General features: G+C 58.1%; 22 protein-coding genes and 1 tRNA gene. 8 read left to right on the plus strand and 15 right to left on the minus strand.

Annotated elements, in window-relative coordinates:
* Positions 1–25: 25 nt before the first annotated feature.
* Together pdxH and LKE65_RS10730 are read left to right on the plus strand one after the other, a co-directional pair.
* Entirely contained in the window at positions 26–664 is a 639-nt protein-coding gene (gene pdxH / locus LKE65_RS10725; protein ID WP_165924938.1) for a pyridoxamine 5'-phosphate oxidase, read from the plus strand.
* Positions 665–730: 66 nt separating this feature from the next.
* Positions 731–1,609: a universal stress protein gene (locus LKE65_RS10730; protein WP_278741326.1), complete on the plus strand. Its 879-nt coding sequence runs from the start codon at positions 731–733 to the stop codon at positions 1,607–1,609.
* Positions 1,610–1,639: 30 nt separating this feature from the next.
* Here the strand turns inward: LKE65_RS10730 and LKE65_RS10735 are convergent, their stop codons facing one another.
* The 8 genes from LKE65_RS10735 to LKE65_RS10770 are packed head-to-tail and all read right to left on the minus strand — an operon-like array spanning position 1,640 to position 9,437.
* Positions 1,640–2,446 (minus strand): MBL fold metallo-hydrolase, encoded by an 807-nt coding sequence (locus LKE65_RS10735; protein ID WP_278741327.1) that lies wholly within the window; start codon positions 2,444–2,446, stop codon positions 1,640–1,642.
* A gap of 18 nt (positions 2,447–2,464) precedes the next feature.
* Complete coding sequence (locus tag LKE65_RS10740) at positions 2,465–3,253, minus strand: TatD family hydrolase (protein ID WP_278741850.1); 789 nt, start codon at positions 3,251–3,253, stop codon at positions 2,465–2,467.
* An 11-nt stretch (positions 3,254–3,264) separates the two neighbouring features.
* Positions 3,265–4,803 (minus strand): methionine--tRNA ligase, encoded by a 1,539-nt coding sequence (metG, locus tag LKE65_RS10745; protein WP_278741328.1) that lies wholly within the window; start codon positions 4,801–4,803, stop codon positions 3,265–3,267.
* Entirely contained in the window at positions 4,800–5,759 is a 960-nt protein-coding gene (locus LKE65_RS10750; RefSeq protein WP_278741329.1) for a DNA polymerase III subunit delta', read from the minus strand. Before LKE65_RS10750 ends, metG begins: the two co-directional genes overlap by 4 nt.
* The gene (gene tmk, locus LKE65_RS10755) at positions 5,752–6,390 is read right to left on the minus strand and encodes a dTMP kinase (protein ID WP_095348877.1); all 639 of its coding nucleotides are present in this window, start codon (positions 6,388–6,390) and stop codon (positions 5,752–5,754) included. The genes LKE65_RS10750 and tmk overlap by 8 nt, the downstream gene beginning before the upstream one ends.
* Before the next feature lie 3 nt (positions 6,391–6,393).
* Positions 6,394–7,605: a D-alanyl-D-alanine carboxypeptidase family protein gene (locus tag LKE65_RS10760; RefSeq protein WP_278741851.1), complete on the minus strand. Its 1,212-nt coding sequence runs from the start codon at positions 7,603–7,605 to the stop codon at positions 6,394–6,396.
* 3 nt (positions 7,606–7,608) lie between these two features.
* Entirely contained in the window at positions 7,609–8,403 is a 795-nt protein-coding gene (locus tag LKE65_RS10765) for a septal ring lytic transglycosylase RlpA family protein (protein WP_278741330.1), read from the minus strand.
* A 53-nt stretch (positions 8,404–8,456) separates the two neighbouring features.
* Entirely contained in the window at positions 8,457–9,437 is a 981-nt protein-coding gene (locus tag LKE65_RS10770) for a lytic murein transglycosylase (RefSeq protein WP_278741331.1), read from the minus strand.
* A gap of 234 nt (positions 9,438–9,671) precedes the next feature.
* Between LKE65_RS10770 and LKE65_RS10775 the strand changes: the two genes are divergently transcribed.
* Both LKE65_RS10775 and LKE65_RS10780 read left to right on the plus strand, forming a co-directional pair.
* Positions 9,672–10,238: a DedA family protein gene (locus LKE65_RS10775; RefSeq protein ID WP_278741332.1), complete on the plus strand. Its 567-nt coding sequence runs from the start codon at positions 9,672–9,674 to the stop codon at positions 10,236–10,238.
* Positions 10,239–10,246: 8 nt separating this feature from the next.
* Positions 10,247–11,317, plus strand: coding sequence for an ATP-binding protein (locus LKE65_RS10780; protein ID WP_194301251.1), 1,071 nt, complete (start codon positions 10,247–10,249; stop codon positions 11,315–11,317).
* On the opposite strand, the gene LKE65_RS10785 is transcribed toward LKE65_RS10780, so the two are convergent.
* Together LKE65_RS10785 and LKE65_RS10790 are read right to left on the minus strand one after the other, a co-directional pair.
* Positions 11,307–12,851 (minus strand): amino acid permease, encoded by a 1,545-nt coding sequence (locus tag LKE65_RS10785; RefSeq protein ID WP_278741334.1) that lies wholly within the window; start codon positions 12,849–12,851, stop codon positions 11,307–11,309. The genes LKE65_RS10780 and LKE65_RS10785 overlap by 11 nt on opposite strands.
* A 12-nt stretch (positions 12,852–12,863) precedes the next feature.
* Complete coding sequence (locus LKE65_RS10790) at positions 12,864–13,712, minus strand: undecaprenyl-diphosphate phosphatase (RefSeq protein ID WP_086645906.1); 849 nt, start codon at positions 13,710–13,712, stop codon at positions 12,864–12,866.
* A 130-nt stretch (positions 13,713–13,842) separates the two neighbouring features.
* Here LKE65_RS10790 and LKE65_RS10795 point away from each other — a divergent pair, with 130 nt between their 5' ends.
* Complete coding sequence (locus LKE65_RS10795) at positions 13,843–14,301, plus strand: MlaD family protein (RefSeq protein ID WP_095348883.1); 459 nt, start codon at positions 13,843–13,845, stop codon at positions 14,299–14,301.
* A 96-nt stretch (positions 14,302–14,397) separates the two neighbouring features.
* Positions 14,398–14,472, plus strand: a tRNA-Met gene (locus LKE65_RS10800).
* A 159-nt stretch (positions 14,473–14,631) separates the two neighbouring features.
* Here LKE65_RS10800 and LKE65_RS10805 read toward each other — a convergent pair.
* On the minus strand, positions 14,632–15,075 hold the full coding sequence (locus LKE65_RS10805; protein WP_086645904.1) for a DUF4167 domain-containing protein: 444 nt from the start codon (positions 15,073–15,075) through the stop codon (positions 14,632–14,634).
* A 38-nt stretch (positions 15,076–15,113) separates the two neighbouring features.
* Here LKE65_RS10805 and LKE65_RS10810 point away from each other — a divergent pair, with 38 nt between their 5' ends.
* Positions 15,114–15,254 (plus strand): hypothetical protein, encoded by a 141-nt coding sequence (locus tag LKE65_RS10810; RefSeq protein ID WP_165924879.1) that lies wholly within the window; start codon positions 15,114–15,116, stop codon positions 15,252–15,254.
* Positions 15,255–15,347: 93 nt separating this feature from the next.
* Here the strand turns inward: LKE65_RS10810 and prmC are convergent, their stop codons facing one another.
* A complete protein-coding gene (gene prmC, locus LKE65_RS10815; protein WP_278741336.1) occupies positions 15,348–16,226 on the minus strand; it encodes a peptide chain release factor N(5)-glutamine methyltransferase in 879 nt (292 codons plus the stop codon).
* Positions 16,227–16,385: 159 nt separating this feature from the next.
* Between prmC and LKE65_RS10820 the strand changes: the two genes are divergently transcribed.
* Positions 16,386–16,730: a hypothetical protein gene (locus LKE65_RS10820; protein WP_373321578.1), complete on the plus strand. Its 345-nt coding sequence runs from the start codon at positions 16,386–16,388 to the stop codon at positions 16,728–16,730.
* A gap of 5 nt (positions 16,731–16,735) precedes the next feature.
* Here LKE65_RS10820 and prfA read toward each other — a convergent pair whose 3' ends face one another.
* From prfA to ispG, 3 genes are all read right to left on the minus strand, one after another.
* Positions 16,736–17,794, minus strand: coding sequence for a peptide chain release factor 1 (gene prfA / locus LKE65_RS10825; RefSeq protein ID WP_165924952.1), 1,059 nt, complete (start codon positions 17,792–17,794; stop codon positions 16,736–16,738).
* Positions 17,794–19,041 carry a histidine--tRNA ligase gene (gene hisS, locus LKE65_RS10830; RefSeq protein ID WP_278741337.1) on the minus strand — a complete coding sequence of 416 codons (1,248 nt, stop codon included), beginning with the start codon at positions 19,039–19,041 and terminating at the stop codon, positions 17,794–17,796. The genes prfA and hisS overlap by 1 nt, the downstream gene beginning before the upstream one ends.
* A 122-nt stretch (positions 19,042–19,163) precedes the next feature.
* Complete coding sequence (gene ispG / locus LKE65_RS10835; protein ID WP_086645898.1) at positions 19,164–20,324, minus strand: flavodoxin-dependent (E)-4-hydroxy-3-methylbut-2-enyl-diphosphate synthase; 1,161 nt, start codon at positions 20,322–20,324, stop codon at positions 19,164–19,166.
* Between the last annotated feature and the right edge of the window lie 127 nt (positions 20,325–20,451).

The following is a 20,451-nucleotide window of genomic DNA, read 5'->3' on the forward strand; positions in this document are numbered from 1 at the left end:
TGACATTTAGACAAGAGTCCGAACCATGCCGGAAACAGACCCAGCCGCCCCCACTGTCCCCTTTGTTGATCATCCTCTGATCGACCTGAGTGCAGACCCGTTCGCACTCTTTGACGCATGGATGCAAGACGCCGAAAAATCAGAACCCTGTGACCCCAACGCCATGGTGCTCGCCACGGCCACAGCCGATGGCCGCCCCTCCGCACGGATTGTTCTGCTTAAAGGGCATGACCACAGAGGTTTTGTCTTTTACACCAACATGTTCAGCCGCAAGGGGCGCGAGCTTGAGGCCAACCCCAGTGCGGCCCTGCTGTTCCATTGGAAGAGCCTGCGCCGCCAGATCCGAATCGAAGGGAACATAACACCGGTCTCCCCCGAAGAAGCGGACGCCTATTTTGCGAGTCGGAGCCGTATGTCCCAGCTTGGGGCCATTGCCTCCGACCAGTCCCGCCCGCTGGCCGACCGTGACATTTTTGAACAGCGCCTGAAAAACGCAGAAAAGGAATTTGGCAACGGCCCCATTCCCCGCCCCACGAACTGGTCGGGCTACCGGGTCAGCCCGCAGCATTTTGAATTCTGGCAGGAACGCCCATACCGCCTGCATGATCGGGCCATATGGGAACACCACGGGAACGGATGGGACGTAACGCGGTTATATCCATAAGCGATCACGCCGAATCTTTGCACCCTTCAGCGCGCCGCGCGCACAGATATTTAAAGGAGCGACACAATGAAAGACGTCCGCAAAATTCTGCTTCCACTCCCCAGCACGTCCAATGCCGAGGCCGCTCTGGTACGTGGCGGCAATTTTGCCCGCCGCTTTGGCGCGCACCTTGCCGTCCTGCACGTACGCCCCGATGGGCGGGACATTGCTCCACTGGCCGGTGAGGGCATGTCCGGCGCCATGGTGGAAGACCTGATGCGCTCGGCTGACCACGAAAGTGCTCGCCATGCCCATGACGTGCACACACTGTTCGAGCGCTACACCGCCGCCAACCCCGACATAAAGGTTGTGCCCCTGCACAGCGCCTACCCCGAGGATGCCCCAAGCATCAGCTTTACCGTGGTCCGTGGTGCGGAAAGCGAGATCATTCCCGCGCAGGCTCGCCTGTCGGACTTCACTCTGGTGCCACACCCCGATTCCGGTGATGAGGTATCCTCTTCCGAAACACTACATGCTGTGCTGTTCGATAGCGGGCGCCCCGTGGTAATGGCCCCCCGTACCGCTCCGGTCGGGCTGATCAAGCGTGTCTGTATTGGCTGGAATGGCACGGCTGAGTCCTCCTCCGCCCTGCGTGGTGCCTTGGCCTGGGCACAAACGGCCGAAGCCGTGCGGGTGCTGCACTGCGGGGACTACCAGCGCCGTGGCCCCAGCGCAAAAGACGTGGTGGAGTATCTGGCAGCCCACGGCATCAAGGCCGATGCCGTTGAGTTCCAGCCCGTCGAGCGTGATGTCGGGAAAGGGCTGCTGGCAGCCTGCCGCGAGTTTGATGCCGATATGCTGGCTATGGGAGCTTATTCACACTCCCGCCTGCGCCAGCTCATTCTGGGCGGTGTTACCCGCCACGTGCTGGAAAGCGCTGACATTACAGTGCTGATGAGCCGCTAGACCGCTCCTGTGTAAAGCAGCCTACCCTCCTCACCCCGCATGGGGAGGGTCAGGGAGTTCGAAGCTCATGCCGTCCCATGCGGCTTCAACCCCGGGGGGAAGGTGTTCACGCATCCAGCCCCAGTCCATTTCAGCTCCCATATGGGTCAGAATAACGCGCTCTGGCTGAATCAGGGCTTTCCATTCCAGCACCCGGTCGAGCCAGGCATGCGCGCCATGGGGCGTTTTTTGAAAACAGTCCACCATCCATGTACGGACGCCACGCAGACATGCGACAGACTGTTCGGGCAGTTCCACCACATCCGTACTATAGGCAAACGTCCCACACCGTAGCCCTGTGGACGTGACGTAACCGTGGTTCTGTTCGAACAGGGTAAAGGCGTATCCGCCAATATTGACCTGTTCTCCCCACAGAATGGGTTGGGCATCCAGCACCGCCCGAAAAAAATACGGCGTTGTGTGGGGTTTGAAAACGTAAGCAAACCGCTCCTGCAACTCCCCCAGCACTTCCGCGGTACCGTATGCGGTAATGGCCTTACCAATCTGGCGGTTAATGCCCCTTAACTCGTCCAGACCAGAAACATGATCCGCATGAGTATGGGTGTAGATTACGTTCTCAAACGCGCTAATACCATGTGCAAGCAACTGGGCGCGCAGGTCTGGCCCGGTATCGACCAGAACGCCGCATCCATCTTCCATCCGCAAAAAAATGGATGCACGACTACGCCTGTTCCGGGGTTCAGCCGGGTCGCACGCGCCCCACTGGCCATGCCCGTCTGGCCCACCGAGTGCAGGCACGCCAGATGACCCACCACACCCAAGCACACTGACCTTCATACCCGGCTTACTCCCGCTTTAACGCACCTTACGAAACAACCTGTGGAAGTTCCGCGTTGTCTGCTCGGCAAATGCAGCCACATCCATCCCCCGCTCCTGCGCAATGCGGCGCGCTGTATGCGCCACAAAAGCAGGCTGGTTCCGTTTACCCCGCTGCGGCACAGGGGCCAGATAGGGGGCATCTGTTTCCACCAGAATACGCTCTATGGGCAGGTCACGCGCAACACTGCGGATTTCCTCACATTTAGGGAAGGTCGCAATACCGGAAAAACTGACATACCCACCAAGGGCCACCACCCGGCTGGCCAGCTCGGGGCCAGAGGCAAAGCAGTGGAGCAGGATGGGAAAAGCACCTTGAGCGCTCTCATCCTCCAGAATGGCCGCCACATCCGCATCAGCCTGCCGAGCGTGGATGATAACGGGGATCTCCAGCGCACGGGCAGCCTGAATATGCCTGCGAAAGCTCTCCTGCTGGAGCGGACGAACTCCTTCCTGCCCATGGAAGTAGTCCAGCCCTGTCTCCCCTATGCCAATCACTTCGGGGGTGTCGGCCAGTGTTACAATATCCTGCACCTGCGGTACCGGGGCTTCTTCCACATGGTCGGGGTGCGTGCCAATTGTGCACCATATCCGCATATCCGGGCGGGCAAACTGCGTCAGGCGCTTCTGCTCCCCCGCATTGGACAGGCGTGTGCCAATGGTAACCATGCCGCCCAGCCCCGCCTCTTGGGCGGCATCAAGCAGGGCGGGCAGTTCCTCGTCCGAAAAATGATCAAGATGACAATGGGAGTCGATCAGCCCGGGCATGGTGACATCGCTCATGACTGTTCCGGCTCAACATAACGGGGGAAGATACCCTGCGGGGCGGGCAGTTGCCGCCCACCGGGCAGAGCCACCTCAAGGGCTGCGAATGTCCGTTCGTCCTGCGTCACACCAAGCTGGTCGAGCATACGGGCCATGCTGTCCGGCATAAAGGGCTGGAGCACGGTGGCAATTCCGCGTAGGGCATCCAGCAGAACGCGCAGAACATCCGCCATGCGCTCCACATCGGTCTTGCGCAGCGCCCATGGGGCCTGATGGTCGATATAGGCGTTACAGGCGCGAATGACCTTCCACACATCTTCCAGCGCATCGGTGAGCGCACAGCGCTCAAACTGCGCGGCCAGCAGTTGCGGCAGAACCACAACCTGCCCCAGAAGCTTTTCATCCTCTTCCGTCAGCGTCCGGCGTTCTGGCAGAATACCGCCACAGTTCCGCGCAACCAGAGAGAGAGTCCGCTGCGCCAGATTCCCCAGATCGTTGGCAAGTTCCACGTTATTGCGTGTGATCAGCGCCTTGCGGGACAGATCGCTATCCCCGCCAAAGGGGACTTCTCGCAGTACAAAAAAGCGAACCGCATCCAGCCCGAACTCTGCAACCAGTTCCCTGGGGTCCACCACGTTGCCCAGAGACTTGCTCATCTTCTGGCCTTCGATGGTCCACCAGCCGTTGGCAAAAACCTTTTTGGGCAGTTCAATACCCGCAGCCATAAGGAAGGCAGGCCAGTAAATGGCATGGAAGCGTGCAATATCCTTACCTACAAGATGCAGGCTGGCAGGCCAGTATGCCATGCGGGGGGCATCTGCATCCGGGTAGCCCAGCGCACTCAGGTAATTGGCCAGCGCATCAAACCACACATACATGACGTGCTGCTCATCACCGGGAACAGGAATACCCCATTTAAAGCTGGTGCGACTGATGGACAGGTTACGCAGACCCTGTTTGACAAAACTGATGATCTCGTTGCGTGCACCATGCGGGCCTAAAAACTCGGGGTGCTGCTCATACAGTTCGAGCAGACGGTCCTGATAATCGGACAGACGGAAGAAGTAGGATGGCTCCTTGAGCCACTCTACCGGCGCGCCGGTAGGGGCAACCTTTTTACCGTCCGGCCCTGCGACCAGTTCATCTTCGCCATAAAAACATTCATCACGCAGGGCGTACCAGCCCTCGTACGCATCCAGATAAATGGCGCCGTTATCCGCAACCTTGCGCCACAGGGCCTGCGCGCTGGCAATGTGCCGGGGCTCGGTCGTGCGGATAAAATCATCGTAGGAAATGGCCATGGCATCGGCCATGGCGCGGAAGTTGGCCGAAACGTTATCCGCAAATTCCTTGGGGGCAACGCCTGCCACCTGCGCGGCCTGCTCCACTTTTTGCCCGTGCTCGTCCGTGCCCGTCAGAAAAAAGACATCATCCCCCGCCAGACGATGAAAACGCGCCATAACATCCGCTGCAATGGACGTGTAGGCGTGGCCGATATGCGGTGCTCCGTTCACGTAATAAATAGGGGTAGTCACATAGAAACGACGGGTCATTCTGGGCTCGCAATCGTCATGGCTTCAATTAGGGCTTCCTGTTTATCCAGATTAAAGCGTTCCGTCTCGGTGTGAACGCGCATAATCTGCTCCCATGCAGCAGCAAGGGCCATACACTGGCGGTTTCCTGCCTTTGCGGCATGGCGTGCCGTGCTTTGCAACTGGTCCGCCAACAGGGCAAAGAAAAGGCTGAAACCGTAATCCTTGCGTAAAACGGCCTCTGCAATTTCGTAACCCCGCAGGGGGGGCACTCCCTGTAACACCTCGGCAACCAGAGCGGCCATGTTACCGCCTGTGTCTACCAACAATGCCACAGCCTTGCCCGGCGCTCCATGTGATTGTGACACAATCCGTGCAAAATCCTGCGTGGGCAGGTCCGGCCACAAAAGCTGGAGCACACGCTGCATAGCCGCATCTGGCAGGGGGGAAAGCTCAAGCCTGCGGCACCGGCTACGGATGGTTGGCAACAGCCGCCCCGGTGCGGAACTGGTCAGAATCAGCACAGTGGCGGGCGGCGGCTCCTCCAGAATTTTCAGCACAGCGTTAGCCGCGCTGCGGTTCATCCATTCCGCGCCATCCACAATAACAACACGCCAGCCCCCTTCGGCTGCCGTCCGGCGCAAAAAAGCGTTAATCGGGCGCACATCATCGGCAACAATTTCCTGCCGGTAGCGCTGCTTTTTTTCATCATACCCGCGCTCCACCACCAGCAGATCGGCATGACTGGCGGCAGAAATACGGCGGGCAACCGGGTTTTCCGCTTCCATGCCACCCAGCAGGATACGGGCCAGGGTAAAAGCAAACGTAGCCTTGCCAACACCGGGCGGCCCGCTCACCAACCAGGCGTGGGGCATACGGCCTTTGGCAAGAGCCCCCCTGAACAATGCCAGTTCAGCCTCATGCCCCTGCAACTGAAGCGAAGCTATGCGGGGGGACAGGCCGGACGCATCAGACATGGGGCAATCTGGGCAAAATTTCCTTCATGATCAGGCTGCTCACGGCCTCCTGACTATGATTGGCGGTTGTAATGCACTTTACGCGCTCAGGCTGCTGGTCCGCTATTGCCATAAACCCTGCGGCAATACGGGCGTGAAAGGCTTCATCTGCCTTTTCGTAGCGGTCTGTGGGTACCCCGCGTACGGCCAGCCTCTGCCGTGTGATCTCCCTTGGTGCCTGCAGCAGAAAGGTCATATCCGGCATCAGCCCCAACTGGGCCTGCAACGCGGCGATCAGGTCCAGAACAGCAGGCTGCCCCTCCGCCCGACCGTAGCCCTGATACGCCATGGTCGAGTCCGTAAAACGGTCACACAGCACGATCTGCCCTTCTGCCAGGGCAGGGCGGATAACCGTATCCACATGGTCAAACCGTGCGGCAAAATGCGTCAGTATCTCGGCACGGAGGGACAGGGGGTTTTTGCCAAACAGCAGCAACTGCCGCAAGTCTTCCGCACCAGCGGAACCGCCAGGTTCCCGCGTAGCCAGCACCCTGTACCCGTGCGATTGCAGGGCATCCCTGAGCAGGCGGAGCTGCGTGGACTTGCCAACGCCCTCCCCGCCCTCAAGCGTTATGAACAGACCAGACTGCATGGCTTAAAGGTGCAGCCGTCGGGCCGCCCGGCCGAGCAGGCCAAGAGCAGGCACCGCCTGCCCTGCCACAAGCGGAATACTGGCTTTTCTGCCGCCGGGCAGAACCACGCTCAACTGCCCGACAACCTGCCCTTCACTTACAGGGGCAATAAGTGGGCTGTCATAGTCTATGGCCACATGCGTGCTGTTTTTCCAGCCATGTGGCAGCAGCATCTTGAACTCCTGAGCAGCAACCAGAGGCACGGTCTGGCTCGCCCCCATCCAGACAGGGGCCTGCTCTACGATCTCACCTTTGTTGATGATCTGGGCGGTTTCAAAATTCGCAAATGCCCAGCCCATCAGGCGCTCTCCTTCACGCCCGCGGGCGCCATCACTCGGCAGGCCGTTAATAGCCATGACAACCCGCCGCCCATCCCGCTCGGAAGAGGCGCACAGACCAAACCCACCAGCATCCGTGTGGCCGGTCTTAAGGCCATCAGCCAGACCTTTGACCACCAGACTGTTGCGATTTTCCTGATGAATTTTGTTAAAAACGAACTCTTTTTCCGAAAAGAAATGATAATATTCGGGAAAATCATGGATCAGGCGCAACGCCAGATACGCTACATCCCGCGCGGACATGTAATGATTTTCCGCAGGCCAGCCGGTTGCGTTCATGAAGTGCGAATTGGTCAGCCCCAGCTTGGCGGCCGTATCATTCATCAGCGCAACAAACTGTTCCTGAGAACCGGAAATCCCTTCGGAGAGCACAATACACGCATCATTGCCGGACTGGATAACCATGCCCTGAATAAGGTCCTGCACCGCAACGCTCTGCCCCAGCGGGACGAACATTTTAGACCCCTGCATGCGCCAGGCGCGCTCGCTAACCGGCAGCATCTGGTCGAGCTTGAGCCGCCCTGCGCGCAGCATGCCAAATGTGACATAAGCCGTCATCATCTTGGTCAGGGAAGAGGGCGGCATGCGCTCATCCGCATTTTTTTCCAGCACGGCAGCACCGCTGCCATAATCCAGAATACAGGCCCAGCGCGCCATTGTATCCACCGGCCCTACGGGCGTGGTGGCTGGCGTTTCGGGCACGGTAGCGGCGGGTGCCTCGGGCGCGGCCGAAGGGGCAGCCCCGTGCCGGGGGCGCGCCACCGCACCCCCTACAAAGCTACCAGAAAAAAGGGCAGCGCCCCCTGCGAGTAAAAACCGTCGAGTCTGCAAAGCTATTCCCTATTCGACGACGATGTGAGAACCATTAAAACCATTTGCCAGCGCCCGCTTAAGGGCTGCGTCTGCGGCACTTATAGTCGCAAACGGCCCCTGCCGGACAGCCCACATCATGCTTTGGCCAGACATAACGGGCCTGACCACACCACCATGGCCGCCAGCCTGCATGACCGCAGCGGAGCGGGATGTAAAATCCATTGTCTCTACCCAAAGCATGCCCGGAGCCGCATAACCCTGCGCATAAGCCACCGGCAGATCCGCCAGCTTTACGCCAGTGGATTCAGGGGCACTCTCTACCCCACCACCTACGGCCACGACCGAAACACCGCCATTCCCGCCAAGGCTGGACTGAACAACCTGCTCGCGCGGCGCTGCCGCAATTTGCAGGGCAACCCCACCGGGCAGGGTTTCCGCCAACTGGCGGCTGGCAACTTCATCTTCCACAATCCGAACCTGTGCTGGCGCTGCCCCCATGCCAAGCAGATTGGCCGCCTGCGTGGACAAAGCCAGCGCACGGCCCATTTGCGCAGGGCCACGGTCATTTACCCTTACACGCACCTGCCGCCCGTTTTCCAGATTGGTCACGGTAACAATGGCAGGCAACTGGAGTGTGGGGTGGCTGGCCGTCATTGTGGCCATGCTGCGCACCTCACCATCGGCGGTCAGCTCCCCTTCACGCCCATCCTGGCGTATGGCAAGGCCGGTTCCCTGCCAGGCAAACTCCTCCCGCGGGTAAAACCACTGGCCCGGCACATGCCACGCGGCCCCAACCGTATAATGCACATCCGAATGGGGCATAGGTGCCGGAGTACACGACGCCAGCAGCAGACAGCCCCAGAAAACGACTTTTTTCACGTTATGGCATCACCCAGAAGCCCTACGGCCAATGCATAAAAATCTGATGGATTGTACCGTCGGATCACGTTGAAATTGTGGTAAACAATAAAGGCCTCGCCCCCCGGCCCATCAGGGCGGATCACCGCCCCTTCCTGCACGGAGGCATCAAACTCCCCAGCACGGGGCCTTACTCCGTGCTGCTCCCACCATGCAAGCGGTCTTACGTGGTTGCGGCCAAGAAGGGACTGCTCCAGAGCATCGGGCAGTACAACGCCCTCCCCCCATGGCTGCCCGGCCTGCCAGCCACACCGGGCCAGATAGTTGGCAATGGAGGCAAAAACATCGCCCTCATTATGCCAGATATCCGCCCGCCCACCTGCGGGGTAACTGGCGGCGTAACGCATATAGGCACTGGGCATAAACTGCGGCTGTCCCATGGCCCCCGCATAACTGCCGAGCATATGGGCCGGAGCCACTCCGGCCTGTTCCACCACATGGAGCGCCTTGAGCAGTTCGGTGCGGAAAAAGCTGGCGCGGCGGCCATCATACGCCAGCGTTGCCAGCGCATCGATCACCGAGAACGTACCCATGCGGGTGCCATAAGCGGATTCCAGCCCCCATATGCCCGCAATAGCGCCCTGAGCAACACCGTAAAGCCGGCTGATCCGCCCCAGCAGCTCTGCGCGCTGCTGAATGGCGGCCAGACCATCATTCAGTTTTTTCTCGCTCAGAACGCGGTCTTTGTACTGCGCCCATGTCAGGGTGAATTCCGGCTGGTGCCTGTCCGCCTGCAAAACCTTGGGGTTCGGGGCATGCAACGGCGCCAGCGCCTGCGCAACCACGGAGGCAGAAACACCCTGCCCCACAGCCTCCCGCCTGACCCCGGCCAAAAACGCAGCATAGCTGCCGGTCGCACCCTGCGCTGCATTGCGCACACAAACAGGTGAGGCCACCAGCAAAGCGCCCCCCCCAAGCAAAAGTTTTCTACGTAACATGAGGCACGATCCGCTTTGCAGACGACACAGGCAAATACACTATCCTGCTTTTGCATGCCTGTCAGGCCGTGTTGTCCGCTTTAATCCATGCCAGAACTCCGGCTAACCATATGCAATGCCGGTTTTTATACGCATCTCCCCAAAACTTGACAGGAGACGCGTAAAAGAGCCTGTTGCCGCAGGTTCTGTGCGCAAGCCGGACCATATCTGCCGTGTTGGAGAGCAGGCTCCGTTGTGCTTGACCATTTTCTGGAACTGACTGCCACACAACCTCTTTTGCAGGTTCTGATTGTTATTCTGGCAACTTTTGTGCTGGAAGACGCGGCAACCGTTGTTACGGCTATTCAGGTTCATCTCCATACAATCAGTATTCCCGTGGCCCTGGGCGCCCTGTACGCGGGCATTGTTCTGGGCGATGTGGGGCTTTACGCTCTGGGCGCGTTAGCCGCCAAATGGCCCCCCGCACAGCGTTGGGTTAACGTTCCCTCCGCCCAGACACAGCAGGCATGGCTGAGCAGGAACCTGTTCGTGGTTGTATTTGTCAGCCGGTTTATTCCGGGCTCACGTCTGCCCCTTTATACGGCCTGTGGTTTTTTCCGGGCCGGGCTGGCTGTTTTTACGGCAGCCACCTTCTGCGCCACCCTGTTGTGGACAACAGCACTCTTTATGCTCTCCCTGCGTGTGGGGGGAGCGCTTCTGGCCCATCTTGGCGCATGGCGCTGGGTTGGCGTGGCGGGCTTTGTGGCCGCCATCATTCTGGTGGGGCGGCTTGTTGCGCGCACCCAAAAACACAAGATATGACCTTATCCATGCCCCCCTCCCAGCAAGACAAGCAACCTAACCCTCTCTCACTCTTCGAGTTCTGGCCGCGCTGGGTATTTTACACACCCGTTGTGGCTTACTGGATCCTGCTTGGCCTGCGCTACAGGGATGTCACACTCCCCACCGCCGCCAACCCCCGTATAACCACCGGTGGCCTGTGCGGGGAAAAGAAAAGCGACCTGCTGGACATGGCTGGCCCATATGCCACCCAATGGATTGCGCCATACGCAACGTTAACCACTGGCGAGAACGATCTGGCCAAGGCCACGCAGGCCATGCACGCCAAGGAGCTGGCATTCCCTGTTGTTGTCAAACCCGACATCGGGTGCAACGGCACGGGGGTCAAGCTGGTACATACGCAGGAGGAACTGGCACAGGTCTGTGCATCATTCCCGCGCAATGTGGAACTTGTTATTCAAAAACTGATCACATGGCCGCATGAAGCCGGGCTGTTTTACATCCGCCACCCGGATGAACCCACAGGCCGTCTGACATCCCTGACATACAAGGACATCCCCTTCCTGATCGGTAATGGCCGGAATACCGTTCTGGAACTGCTCAAACAGGACGCCCGCACCAGCAAGGTACTGCATATTTACACCCCACGCCTGCAGCACCGCCTGCACACCATTCCCGAGCAGGGGGAAAGGATTGATCTGGTTTTTGCAGGCAATCACTGCAAAGGGGCGGTTTTTCGCAATGGCATAGCCGACATTACGCCGGAACTGACCCAGCGGATCGACCAGATCATGCAGGATATTCCCGACTTTTATTTCGGGCGCATTGACCTGAAATTCCGGTGTGAGGAAGACCTCGCCCGCGGCGAGAATTTTGAGATCATAGAAATCAACGGTGTTGGCGCGGAAGCCATCCATATCTGGGATGCCAGAACAACCCTGCGCGAGGCCTATGCGGCACAGTTCCTGCATTACGGAGAAAGCTACCGCATAGGGGCCAAAAACAAGGCCGCAGGCTGGAAACCCACAAACCTGTGGTACGGGTTACGCCTGTGGCGCGAACAGAAAAAACTGCTGGCGTCCTACCCGCTTAATGACTGAGCGCATCCTGCGCCATTGCAGCCCGGTGCTCCTGCGCCAGACGGGAATGACGCCGCCCGTAAAAGCGGTAGCACCCCCACCCACACAACGCATAAACCGCCAGCAGCAGAGCAGGTACGGGGTCTCCCCCCATAAGGGACAACACCATTTCCCAACAGAGCGGGGCAACCATAAACCCGCAGAACACCATGCCGAGCAACGGCACATACCCAACCCATACGCCGCGCAGCACAAACCCGCCAAACGGCACAACAAAAGCGCGTTTATAGTCCGGGGCCGTATTGCGCATCCATATTACGGTAAAGCAGACAATGCCAAACGCTGTTGCCGTGCCCAGGCTGACCAGATCACCAATAATATCAATTGGTAGAACGGCAGTCGCCAGAGCGACCACACTCCCCAGCATGATGCTGCCAAGCCATGGCGTGTGGTAACGCGTGTGCAAACGCGCAAAAACGGAAAACAGCAGACCATCTTCAGCCATGGCAAAAAAGATTCGACTCTGGGCGTATAACAGACCCATCAGTACCGAACACAGGCCAACGACCGCACCAATTTTAACAAACAGGGCAAGCCATGGCTGATGCATGGCATTAACCGCAATAGCCAGTGGGTCCGCCACATCCAGCGTCTGCCATGGCACAACACCTATCAGCACGGCAGCCACCACCATATATACCGCCGTGCACACCACCAGTGACAGCACAATCCCCACCGGCACGTCCCGTCTGGGGTTTTTGGCTTCGGCTGCTGCGGTAGAAACGGCCTCAAACCCGACATAAGCAAAAAAGATAACCGACGCCGCCCGGAAAATACCGGGAACACCATAACGAAAACCACCCTGATACGCCGGAATGAACGGCGTCCAGTAAGCCGGGTGCATTTGCCACACACCCAGAGCCACAAAAACCGCCAGTACACCCACCTTAAGCACCACAATGAGTGAATTGATTTTAAAGGATTCCCGCACACCCACGACCAGAAGCCCGGTCACGATCGCAATGGACAAGGCTCCCAGCAGGTCACATTGCCAATGGCCTGCAATATGCCGGTTAAGCCCCTGAGAAACCACTTCCAGGGTTGTCGTGTGCCAAGCAGGCGGAACATGCACCCCCAGATCTTCCAGCAGACTGGCAGCGTACCCCGAAAAACCGGCGGCAACACCCGCGCAGGAAATACCGTATTCCATCAACAGCAGCCAGCCAACGCCCCATGCCCACCCTTCCCCCATGGATACGTAGGCATACGTGTAGGCTGACCCCGATACCGGCATAACAGATGCCAGCTCCGCATAGGACAGAGCCGTAAAAAGGCAGGCAATACCCGCAATAATAAAAGACAGCAGAATGGAGGGGCCAGCGTAATTGGCGGCGGCAGTTCCGGTCATGACGTAAATGCCCGCACCAATGGTTGAGCCCACGCCCAGCATGGTCAACTGCAATGGTCCCAGCGTTTTTTTCAGGCGCTGCTGCCCGTTTTCCAGCTCTATTCTGGCCAGTGACTTGCGCAGCAAGGGAGCACGCACCCGTTTCATCCCGCCCACCACTTACCGTGCGAAATGGAAGATCAGAAACGCAGTCCCGCCAACCACCATGCAGTACCATGCAAAAGGTGACATTGCCCAACTGTCATGCTTACGGAAATAGCGCATCAGAAAAGCCGTACTCGCCAAAGCAGTTACCCCCGACACAACCGCCGCCAACAGGGCAATATGCATCTGGGCCGGGTCAATGGGGGTATGGCGCATTTTAAAGGCTTCGCGCACTGTTGCGGCAATAATAACCGGCTGAGCCATAAGGAACGAAAAACGCGCCGCTGCATCATGGTGCAGTCCGCGCAGCAGCCCCCCGCAAATGGTTGCGCCCGAGCGCGACAGGCCGGGGAAAAAGGCAAAGCACTGGAAAAAACCGATAAACAGCGCATCGCGCGATGTCAGGCTGGCCAGATACCGGACATCCTTGCGGACAACACGGTTCCGCAGTTTTTCAACCACCAGCAGCAGCACCCCGTTAAGGAACAGGAATAATGCGGCAGAGGAAGCGGAGCCAAACACACTGCGCAACCAGTGCTCGAACAGACCACCAACAATAACCGCAGGCACAGTTGCCAGGCAGATCAGCCACAGGATATGCAGGCTTTCCAGCTGGATACGATGCCCGAACGCCCCAAACGCCCCTTTGCCCAAGGCCAGCCAGTCCTGCCAGAAAAAAATCAGCAGGGCGACGGATGTCCCCATATGCAGCATGACCAGAAATGGCAGAAAGGTCGGGTCATGCAGATCATACGACCAGTGCAGCAAAGACGGCAGGACAACAGCATGCCCAAGACTGCTGACAGGAAAAAGCTCTGTAGCGCCCTGTAGCAGCGCCATGATAAGTGCCTGAAAAAGGGACATGTAAGTTTAGCGTTCCAAACGGTCTGTTATCTGACTGCTGTCCTTGCACCATGCGCCTAAGTGCTGCAAGGATTTCGTCCTGTTTAACTTTTTGCGCAAGCACACTTTTTGATAAGGGCCTGAGCCAACCATGAGCCGACAAAACCACATAGGCGCTATTATTTGCAGCACTCTGGTTCTGGCTGCGGCAGCAGGGTTTGGCATGTACGCGATCAATACCCAGAAAACACCGGGCAAATCATCCTACGAACTTACAGCCCGCTTTGTTTCTGCCAACGGTCTGGCGCGCGGGGCAGATGTGGATATTGCCGGGGTCAAGGTTGGTCGCGTGTCCAGCATTGTGCTCGACCCCGCCTCCCAGATGGCTATTGTCCGTTTCCGGCTGGATAGCGCACTCCACCTGCCAACCGATAGCACCCTGACCATTGGCAGCGGTACCCTCTCCTCCGAAAATGCGCTGATGATCGAGCCGGGAAAAGCTACAACCCTCGCCCAGTCCGGGCAGGTAATGACCCACACACTTGAACCCTCAAGCCTTGAACAGCAGGTAAGCAACTACATTTTTGGCGCGGGCAATCTGGAGCAGTAAGCCAATTGCCTCCAACCAATCAGTTTTTTCAAAAAAATCTGACAAGATGGATTGACGCCCCCCCCGGGAACAGATACATAACCGCCACCAACCAATGGCGGCGTAGCTCAGTGGTAGAGCAGGGGAATCATAATCCCTTGGTCGGAGGTTCAAATCCTTCCGCCGCTACCAAATTCCCTAAAAATCAAAGCGTTAACTTTACCTTTTGGTCAAACAGACCAAACAGGCATTGTTATACATGTGCGTACATATGCACACGGAAGCAAACCTGCTCCACCCTGCTCCACATCCGTGGTCAGCAGGGCGAATGCAGGGTAGCGAAGCGCCGGATTAACCTTCGGACAGTTCGGGCTGCGGCTCGCTCGACAGGTCCTTGACCTCGGCCACAGCTTCGTTCTCGGCTTCTGCCTGATCGTCTTCCTCGTCCTCGGAAGCATTGGACGTAACACGCTGCTGGCGGGCGGCCTGACGTTCCGCACGCTCCTGCTGGCTTTGCTGCGCAGCCTGCGCCATGGCGTTCAGAATACGGAAATAATGTTCGGCATGCTGGAAATAGGCTTCAGCCGCCACGCGGTCACCGCTCCCCGTCGCATCACGGCCGAGCTGGAGATATTTTTCAAAAAGCTGCTGTGCTGTGCCTCTGACCCGTACATCGGGGCCATGACTGTCAAAAACATGATTCCGGTTCATTGGAATCTGGCCATTCAACTGCCTGGACGCTCCATTGCTCCCGTTGGAGCGATGGTGTCTGGTACGCATCCGTTTTACATTCATGGGTTTATCACAGTGCTTTCCTGTTCATGGCACTTTGCATGAAGAAACAGTCCGATACAAAAGGCATGTTCCTGAATGAAGGCCGAATTGTTTTTTCGGAATGGGCTTTTGGCGGCAATCTGTTTTTATTGCCGGAAGAAAGGCCCTTACCGCTCATCCACCGAGGCAGATCTGGCTAATCTGAATACTGCCGCAGGACTGAGCCAGACGACAATAACAACGCACAACCACAAAGCCAACCGGTTTTTTTATATTCCGGCTTATGGCAGCCCTTAACGCAGCACAACACAGCGGGCTATTCCGGCCAGATCGGCCAGTACACGCACCACACCCAACCCGTTCTGCGCGGCTATGTCCCGCAGGGCCTCCTCCTGCCCTACCCCGATTTCAAAAATACCAACCCCGCCATCACGCAGCAACAAAGGTAGTCGGGCACACAGGTCGCGGTAGGCGTCCAGGCCATCACTCCCGCCATCCAATGCCCGCACGGGCTCATGCGCCCTTACCTCTTCCATCAGCCCGTCAAGGTCTGGTGTGGGAATGTAGGGCGGATTGCTGAACACAACATCAAACCGGGTCTGGGGAGCCAGCGCATCTCCCCACCGGGCTGCCATAACCAGAGCACGATCAGCCATATTGCAGCGCCGGGCATTGGCATGGGCCAAGCTGGCAGCAGCCGGATTAACATCCACCCCAACACCCCAAGCCTGCCGGTACTCCGCCAGAGCTGCTAACAGAATGCAGCCAGACCCCGTTCCCAAGTCCAGAAACGACAAAGGTGCATTGCGGTCCGGGTAAGCGTCCAGCAGGGCGGTAATCAGGGTTTCCGTGTCCCCCCTTGGCACAAGGGACGCCGGAGAGACTGCCAGATCAAGGCTCCAGAACCCTTTGTTACCCGTAATATAGGCAAACGGCTCGTGCCTTGCCCGGCGGGCAACCCAGCCCAAAAACGGTTCGGTAGCCACCTCTTCACGCGGGGAAAGACCCAACAGCGCCTCGGGCGTTATGCCCAGAGCATGCTGCAAGAGCAGACGTGCTTCCCGCCGGGGGTTTTCCACCCCCGCGTCACGCAAAAGTTGCGCACCACTGGCCAGCAGGTCGTGTAGAGACTGGTGGTGTACGGTTTTTTCTGCTTTGCTCGAACTCGTCATTTCAACAAATCACCCGACCCAATATCCATGTCTGCTTCACGCTTTTCATTCACTCTCCCGACTGCTGTGCTGCTGAGCGCCATAAGCCTGCTGGCTGTGGCGGTGCCCTTGCGCCCGGCTCTGGCTGGCGAGTTTACGGTAACGGATGGAAAAGCTGACATGGAAATTTCCGAAGTCTCACGCATTTATCTGGACGGCAAGCTCGTATCCGAGTTCCGGCTTGATGATGCCACGCGGCACAAAACCGTGCGTATCCCTACCCCACTGGGCCGTGTGGACCACACCTATACGTTGTGCGGGGAAATTACCATTCGCACTGCGGATGGCCGGACAGAAACGCACGAAGTGAGCAGTAACGGTATTTTGCACAATCCCGATGGCCACCACTTTTATGCTTTTGGCTCATACGGATTTAAGGATTTCTTTCTACTGGACCCACAGGCTCCGCAGGTGGCAGAGCGGCTCCCCGGTCGGGGCGAAGTCTGCTCCGCCCCGATTAGCTGAAAACGCTAGAACCCCGCATCCGCCAGAAGAGCGGCCTGCTCTTCCTGCGCAAGCGCATCCACAAACTCATCCAGTTCGCCCAGCATAACGCGATCAATTTTATACAGGGTCAGGTTGATCCGGTGGTCCGTAACCCGCCCTTGCGGAAAGTTATACGTGCGTATCCGCTCGGACCGATCCCCCGTACCGACCTGAGAGCGCCGGTCTGCCGCACGATTGGCATGAGCCTGCTCCCGCTCGCGTTCATACAGGCGGGCCCGCAGGATCTTCATCGCTTTAGCACGGTTCTTGTGCTGGCTTTTTTCCTCCTGCATGGACACAACAATGTTGGTCGGCAGATGGGTAATCCGCACCGCACTTTCAGTTTTGTTAACGTGCTGCCCACCGGCCCCTGACGCCCGAAAAACGTCTATGCGCAGTTCGCTTTCGTTAATGGTCACATCCACCTCTTCCGCCTCTGGCAGAACAGCTACCGTAACCGTGGATGTGTGAATACGCCCCTGCGCTTCTGTTGCGGGAACGCGCTGCACCCTGTGCACACCGGATTCGTATTTAAGCCGCGCAAAAACACTTTTGCCGTTAATTTCGGCAATGCCGCAGCGCAGGCCGCCGAGTTCGCTCTCGTCATAATCCATAACGGTAAAGCGCCACCCCTTGAGGTCCGCATACCGCCGGTACAGATCAAACAATTCAGCCGCAAACAGAGCTGCTTCATCCCCACCAGCGGCGGGGCGCACTTCCAGAATGGCGCTGCGCTCGTCCGCTACGTCCTTGGGGAGCAGTGCCAGCCGCACTTCGCGCTGCAACCTTGGCAGTTGCTCACGCAGTTCTGCCAGTTCTTCCCCCGCCAGTTCCTGCATTTCCGGGTCGGCCATAAGGGCCTCTGCCTGAGCAATACCCTTTTCTGTTGCACGCAGGCCGTTAATGCAGCTTACAACCGGCTCAATTTCCGCATATTCGCGGGATGCCTGAGTAAAGGCATCCCCACTCAGGCCACTCGCCAGAAGCGCTTCCAGTTCAAGCGCGCGACTGGCAATCCGGTCCAGCCGTTCATCAAGGTTCATTACGCAAAAATGCTCCGCGCATCAGAAAGAAGCGCCTGTGTCGCCACTTCGTTTTCCTGCCCGGTTTCCATGCTTTTGACACGGAACACACCGCGGGCCAGTTCATCCTCGCCCAGAAACAGCACATGGCTTGCGTTCTGCTTGCCTGCCCGCTCCATACGCTTACGCAGCGAGCCCTTGTAGCCGATTTCGGTCCGCACACCTTGCTGGCGCAATGCCTGCAAAATCTGGCACACGGCTTTTTCATCCGGCGCGCCTACCGGAATCAGCACCACGGAACGCGGGGCCAAGGGAGCCTCTTCAAGCAGCATGGCAAGGCGTTCCACCCCGGCGGCCCAGCCAATGGCGGGCACTTCCGGCCCACCCATCTGCTTGACCAGACCATCATACCGCCCACCGGCCAGCACTGTACCCTGCGAGCCAAGGCGGTTGGTTACAAATTCAAACGTCGTGTGGTTGTAGTAATCCAACCCACGGACAATGGCGGGGTTAACCGTGTAGGCAATGCCAAAGAGGTCGAGCTTGTGGCGCAGTTCCTCCCAGAATGTCCGGGCCTCTGGGGTCAGAAACTCTTCCATCAGGGGCGCGTTGACCACGAGCTCACGGTCACCCTGATCTTTGCTGTCGAGAATACGCAGCGGGTTTTTTTCAAGCCGGATGCGGCTATCTTCAGACAGTCTGGCGCTATGGGCGGAAAAATACGTTACCAGCGCCTGTCGCCATGCATCCCGGCTGGCGGCATCACCCAGCGTGTTCAACTCAAGTGTTACGTACTGGGCAACACCCAGAGCTTCAAGCACCGCATAACCCAGGGCAATAGCTTCTGCATCGGCCAGAGGTTCGGCCGCGCCCAGCAGTTCTGCACCAATCTGATGGAACTGGCGGTAACGCCCTTTTTGTGGCCGCTCATGCCGGAACATGGGCCCCGTATAAAACACCTTCTGGGGGAGTGACTGGGTGAGTGCATTGGTCACCAGCGCACGGCAGACGGCAGCCGTACCTTCTGGCCGCAGGGTCAGGCTATCCCCATCACGGTCATTGAAGGAATACATTTCCTTAGAAACCACGTCCGATGTATCGCCCAAAGAGCGGGAGAATACGCGGGTTTCTTCAAAAATGGGGGTAGACCACTCATCAAACCCGTAGAGCCCGGCAATATGGCGTGCGGTATTGACCACGCGCGCATGGCGGCGTTGCTCTTCTCCAATAAGATCGTGCGTTCCTCTTACGGGCTGAATGCTGCTCACGGCCTGTTTTTCCTGATTGAAGCGGCACCTTGCGGGCTGCTCCCTGATCTTTGTCTATTGGGCAAATAAAACCCGCCACAGCCCCGAACATGCCCGGAGCGCGTGGCGGGTGATAGGCGAACTTAGTTGGCGGACGCCATATCCGGCAGTTCTGGGGTAGCCCCTTCCTGCTTTGCGCGCGCTTCTTCTGCCTCAATGGCAGCCACACGCTCTTCAACCAGATCAACAACATGGTTGATCATGTCATCCGCAGCAATTGTATGGTCCTGCTTACCGGCGGAATAAACCATGTGGCGGCCAGAACCGCCCCCGGTCACCCCAAGGTCGGTCATAAGGGCTTCACCCGGACCATTGACCACGCAACCGATGATGGAAAGCGTAAGCGGGGTTTTGATATGGGCCAGACGATCTTCAAGAGTCTGCACCGTTTCCACCACATTAAAGCCCTGACGTGCGCAGGACGGGCAGGAAATAATTTTAACCCCACGGTGCCGCAGGCCAAGGGATTTAAGAATATCCCACCCGACCAGCACTTCTTCTTCCGGGGCGGCAGACAGGGAAACACGCATGGTGTCGCCCACGCCAGCCCAGAGCAGGTTACCCAGCCCGATGGAGGACTTGACTGTACCTGCGCGCTTGCTGCCAGCTTCGGTAATGCCAATGTGCAGCGGGTAATCGCACGCATCTGCCAGTTGCTGGTAAGCCGCAACGGCCATGAACACGTCCGATGCCTTTACGCTGATCTTGAATTCACGGAAGTCATGATCTTCGAGAATCTTGGCGTGTTCGAGCGCGCTTTCCACCAGTGCTTCGGGGTTGGGCTCACCGTACTTTTCCAGAAGGTGCTTTTCCAGCGATCCGGCATTAACGCCAATACGAATGGAACAGCCGTAATCCTTGGCAGCCTGAACCACCTCACGCACACGCTCGGCACTGCCGATATTGCCCGGGTTAATACGCAGGCAGGCAGCCCCGGCCTTGGCGGCCTCAATGGCGCGTTTGTAGTGGAAGTGAATATCGGCCACGATCGGCACGTTCACTTCCCTTACGATTTCCGCCAGTGCTGCCGTGCTATCCTCATCCGGGCAGGAAACACGAACAATATCCACCCCAGCCAGTTCGGCACGACGAATCTGCTCAATGGTCGCCTGTGCATCGCTGGTCAGGGTATTGGTCATGGTCTGGACGGAAATCGGGGCATCACCACCGACGGCTACCTTGCCGACGTGGATCTGCCGAGATTTCCGACGCTCGATATGCTGGTAAGGCCGGTAGCCGCTCATCTTGCATCCTTTTGTCGAAACGACAGTTGGGGGAGGTCTGGCCGCAGTTCGGCGCTGCGGTGTCTCCCGCTCTAGGTTTGGTGCTTTCCTGCCAAAATCAAGTCCGGTTGGCTACACATAAAGCATG

Origin of the sequence: Acetobacter fabarum (assembly GCF_022483405.1) — a bacterium.
Taxonomy (GTDB): domain Bacteria; phylum Pseudomonadota; class Alphaproteobacteria; order Acetobacterales; family Acetobacteraceae; genus Acetobacter; species Acetobacter fabarum.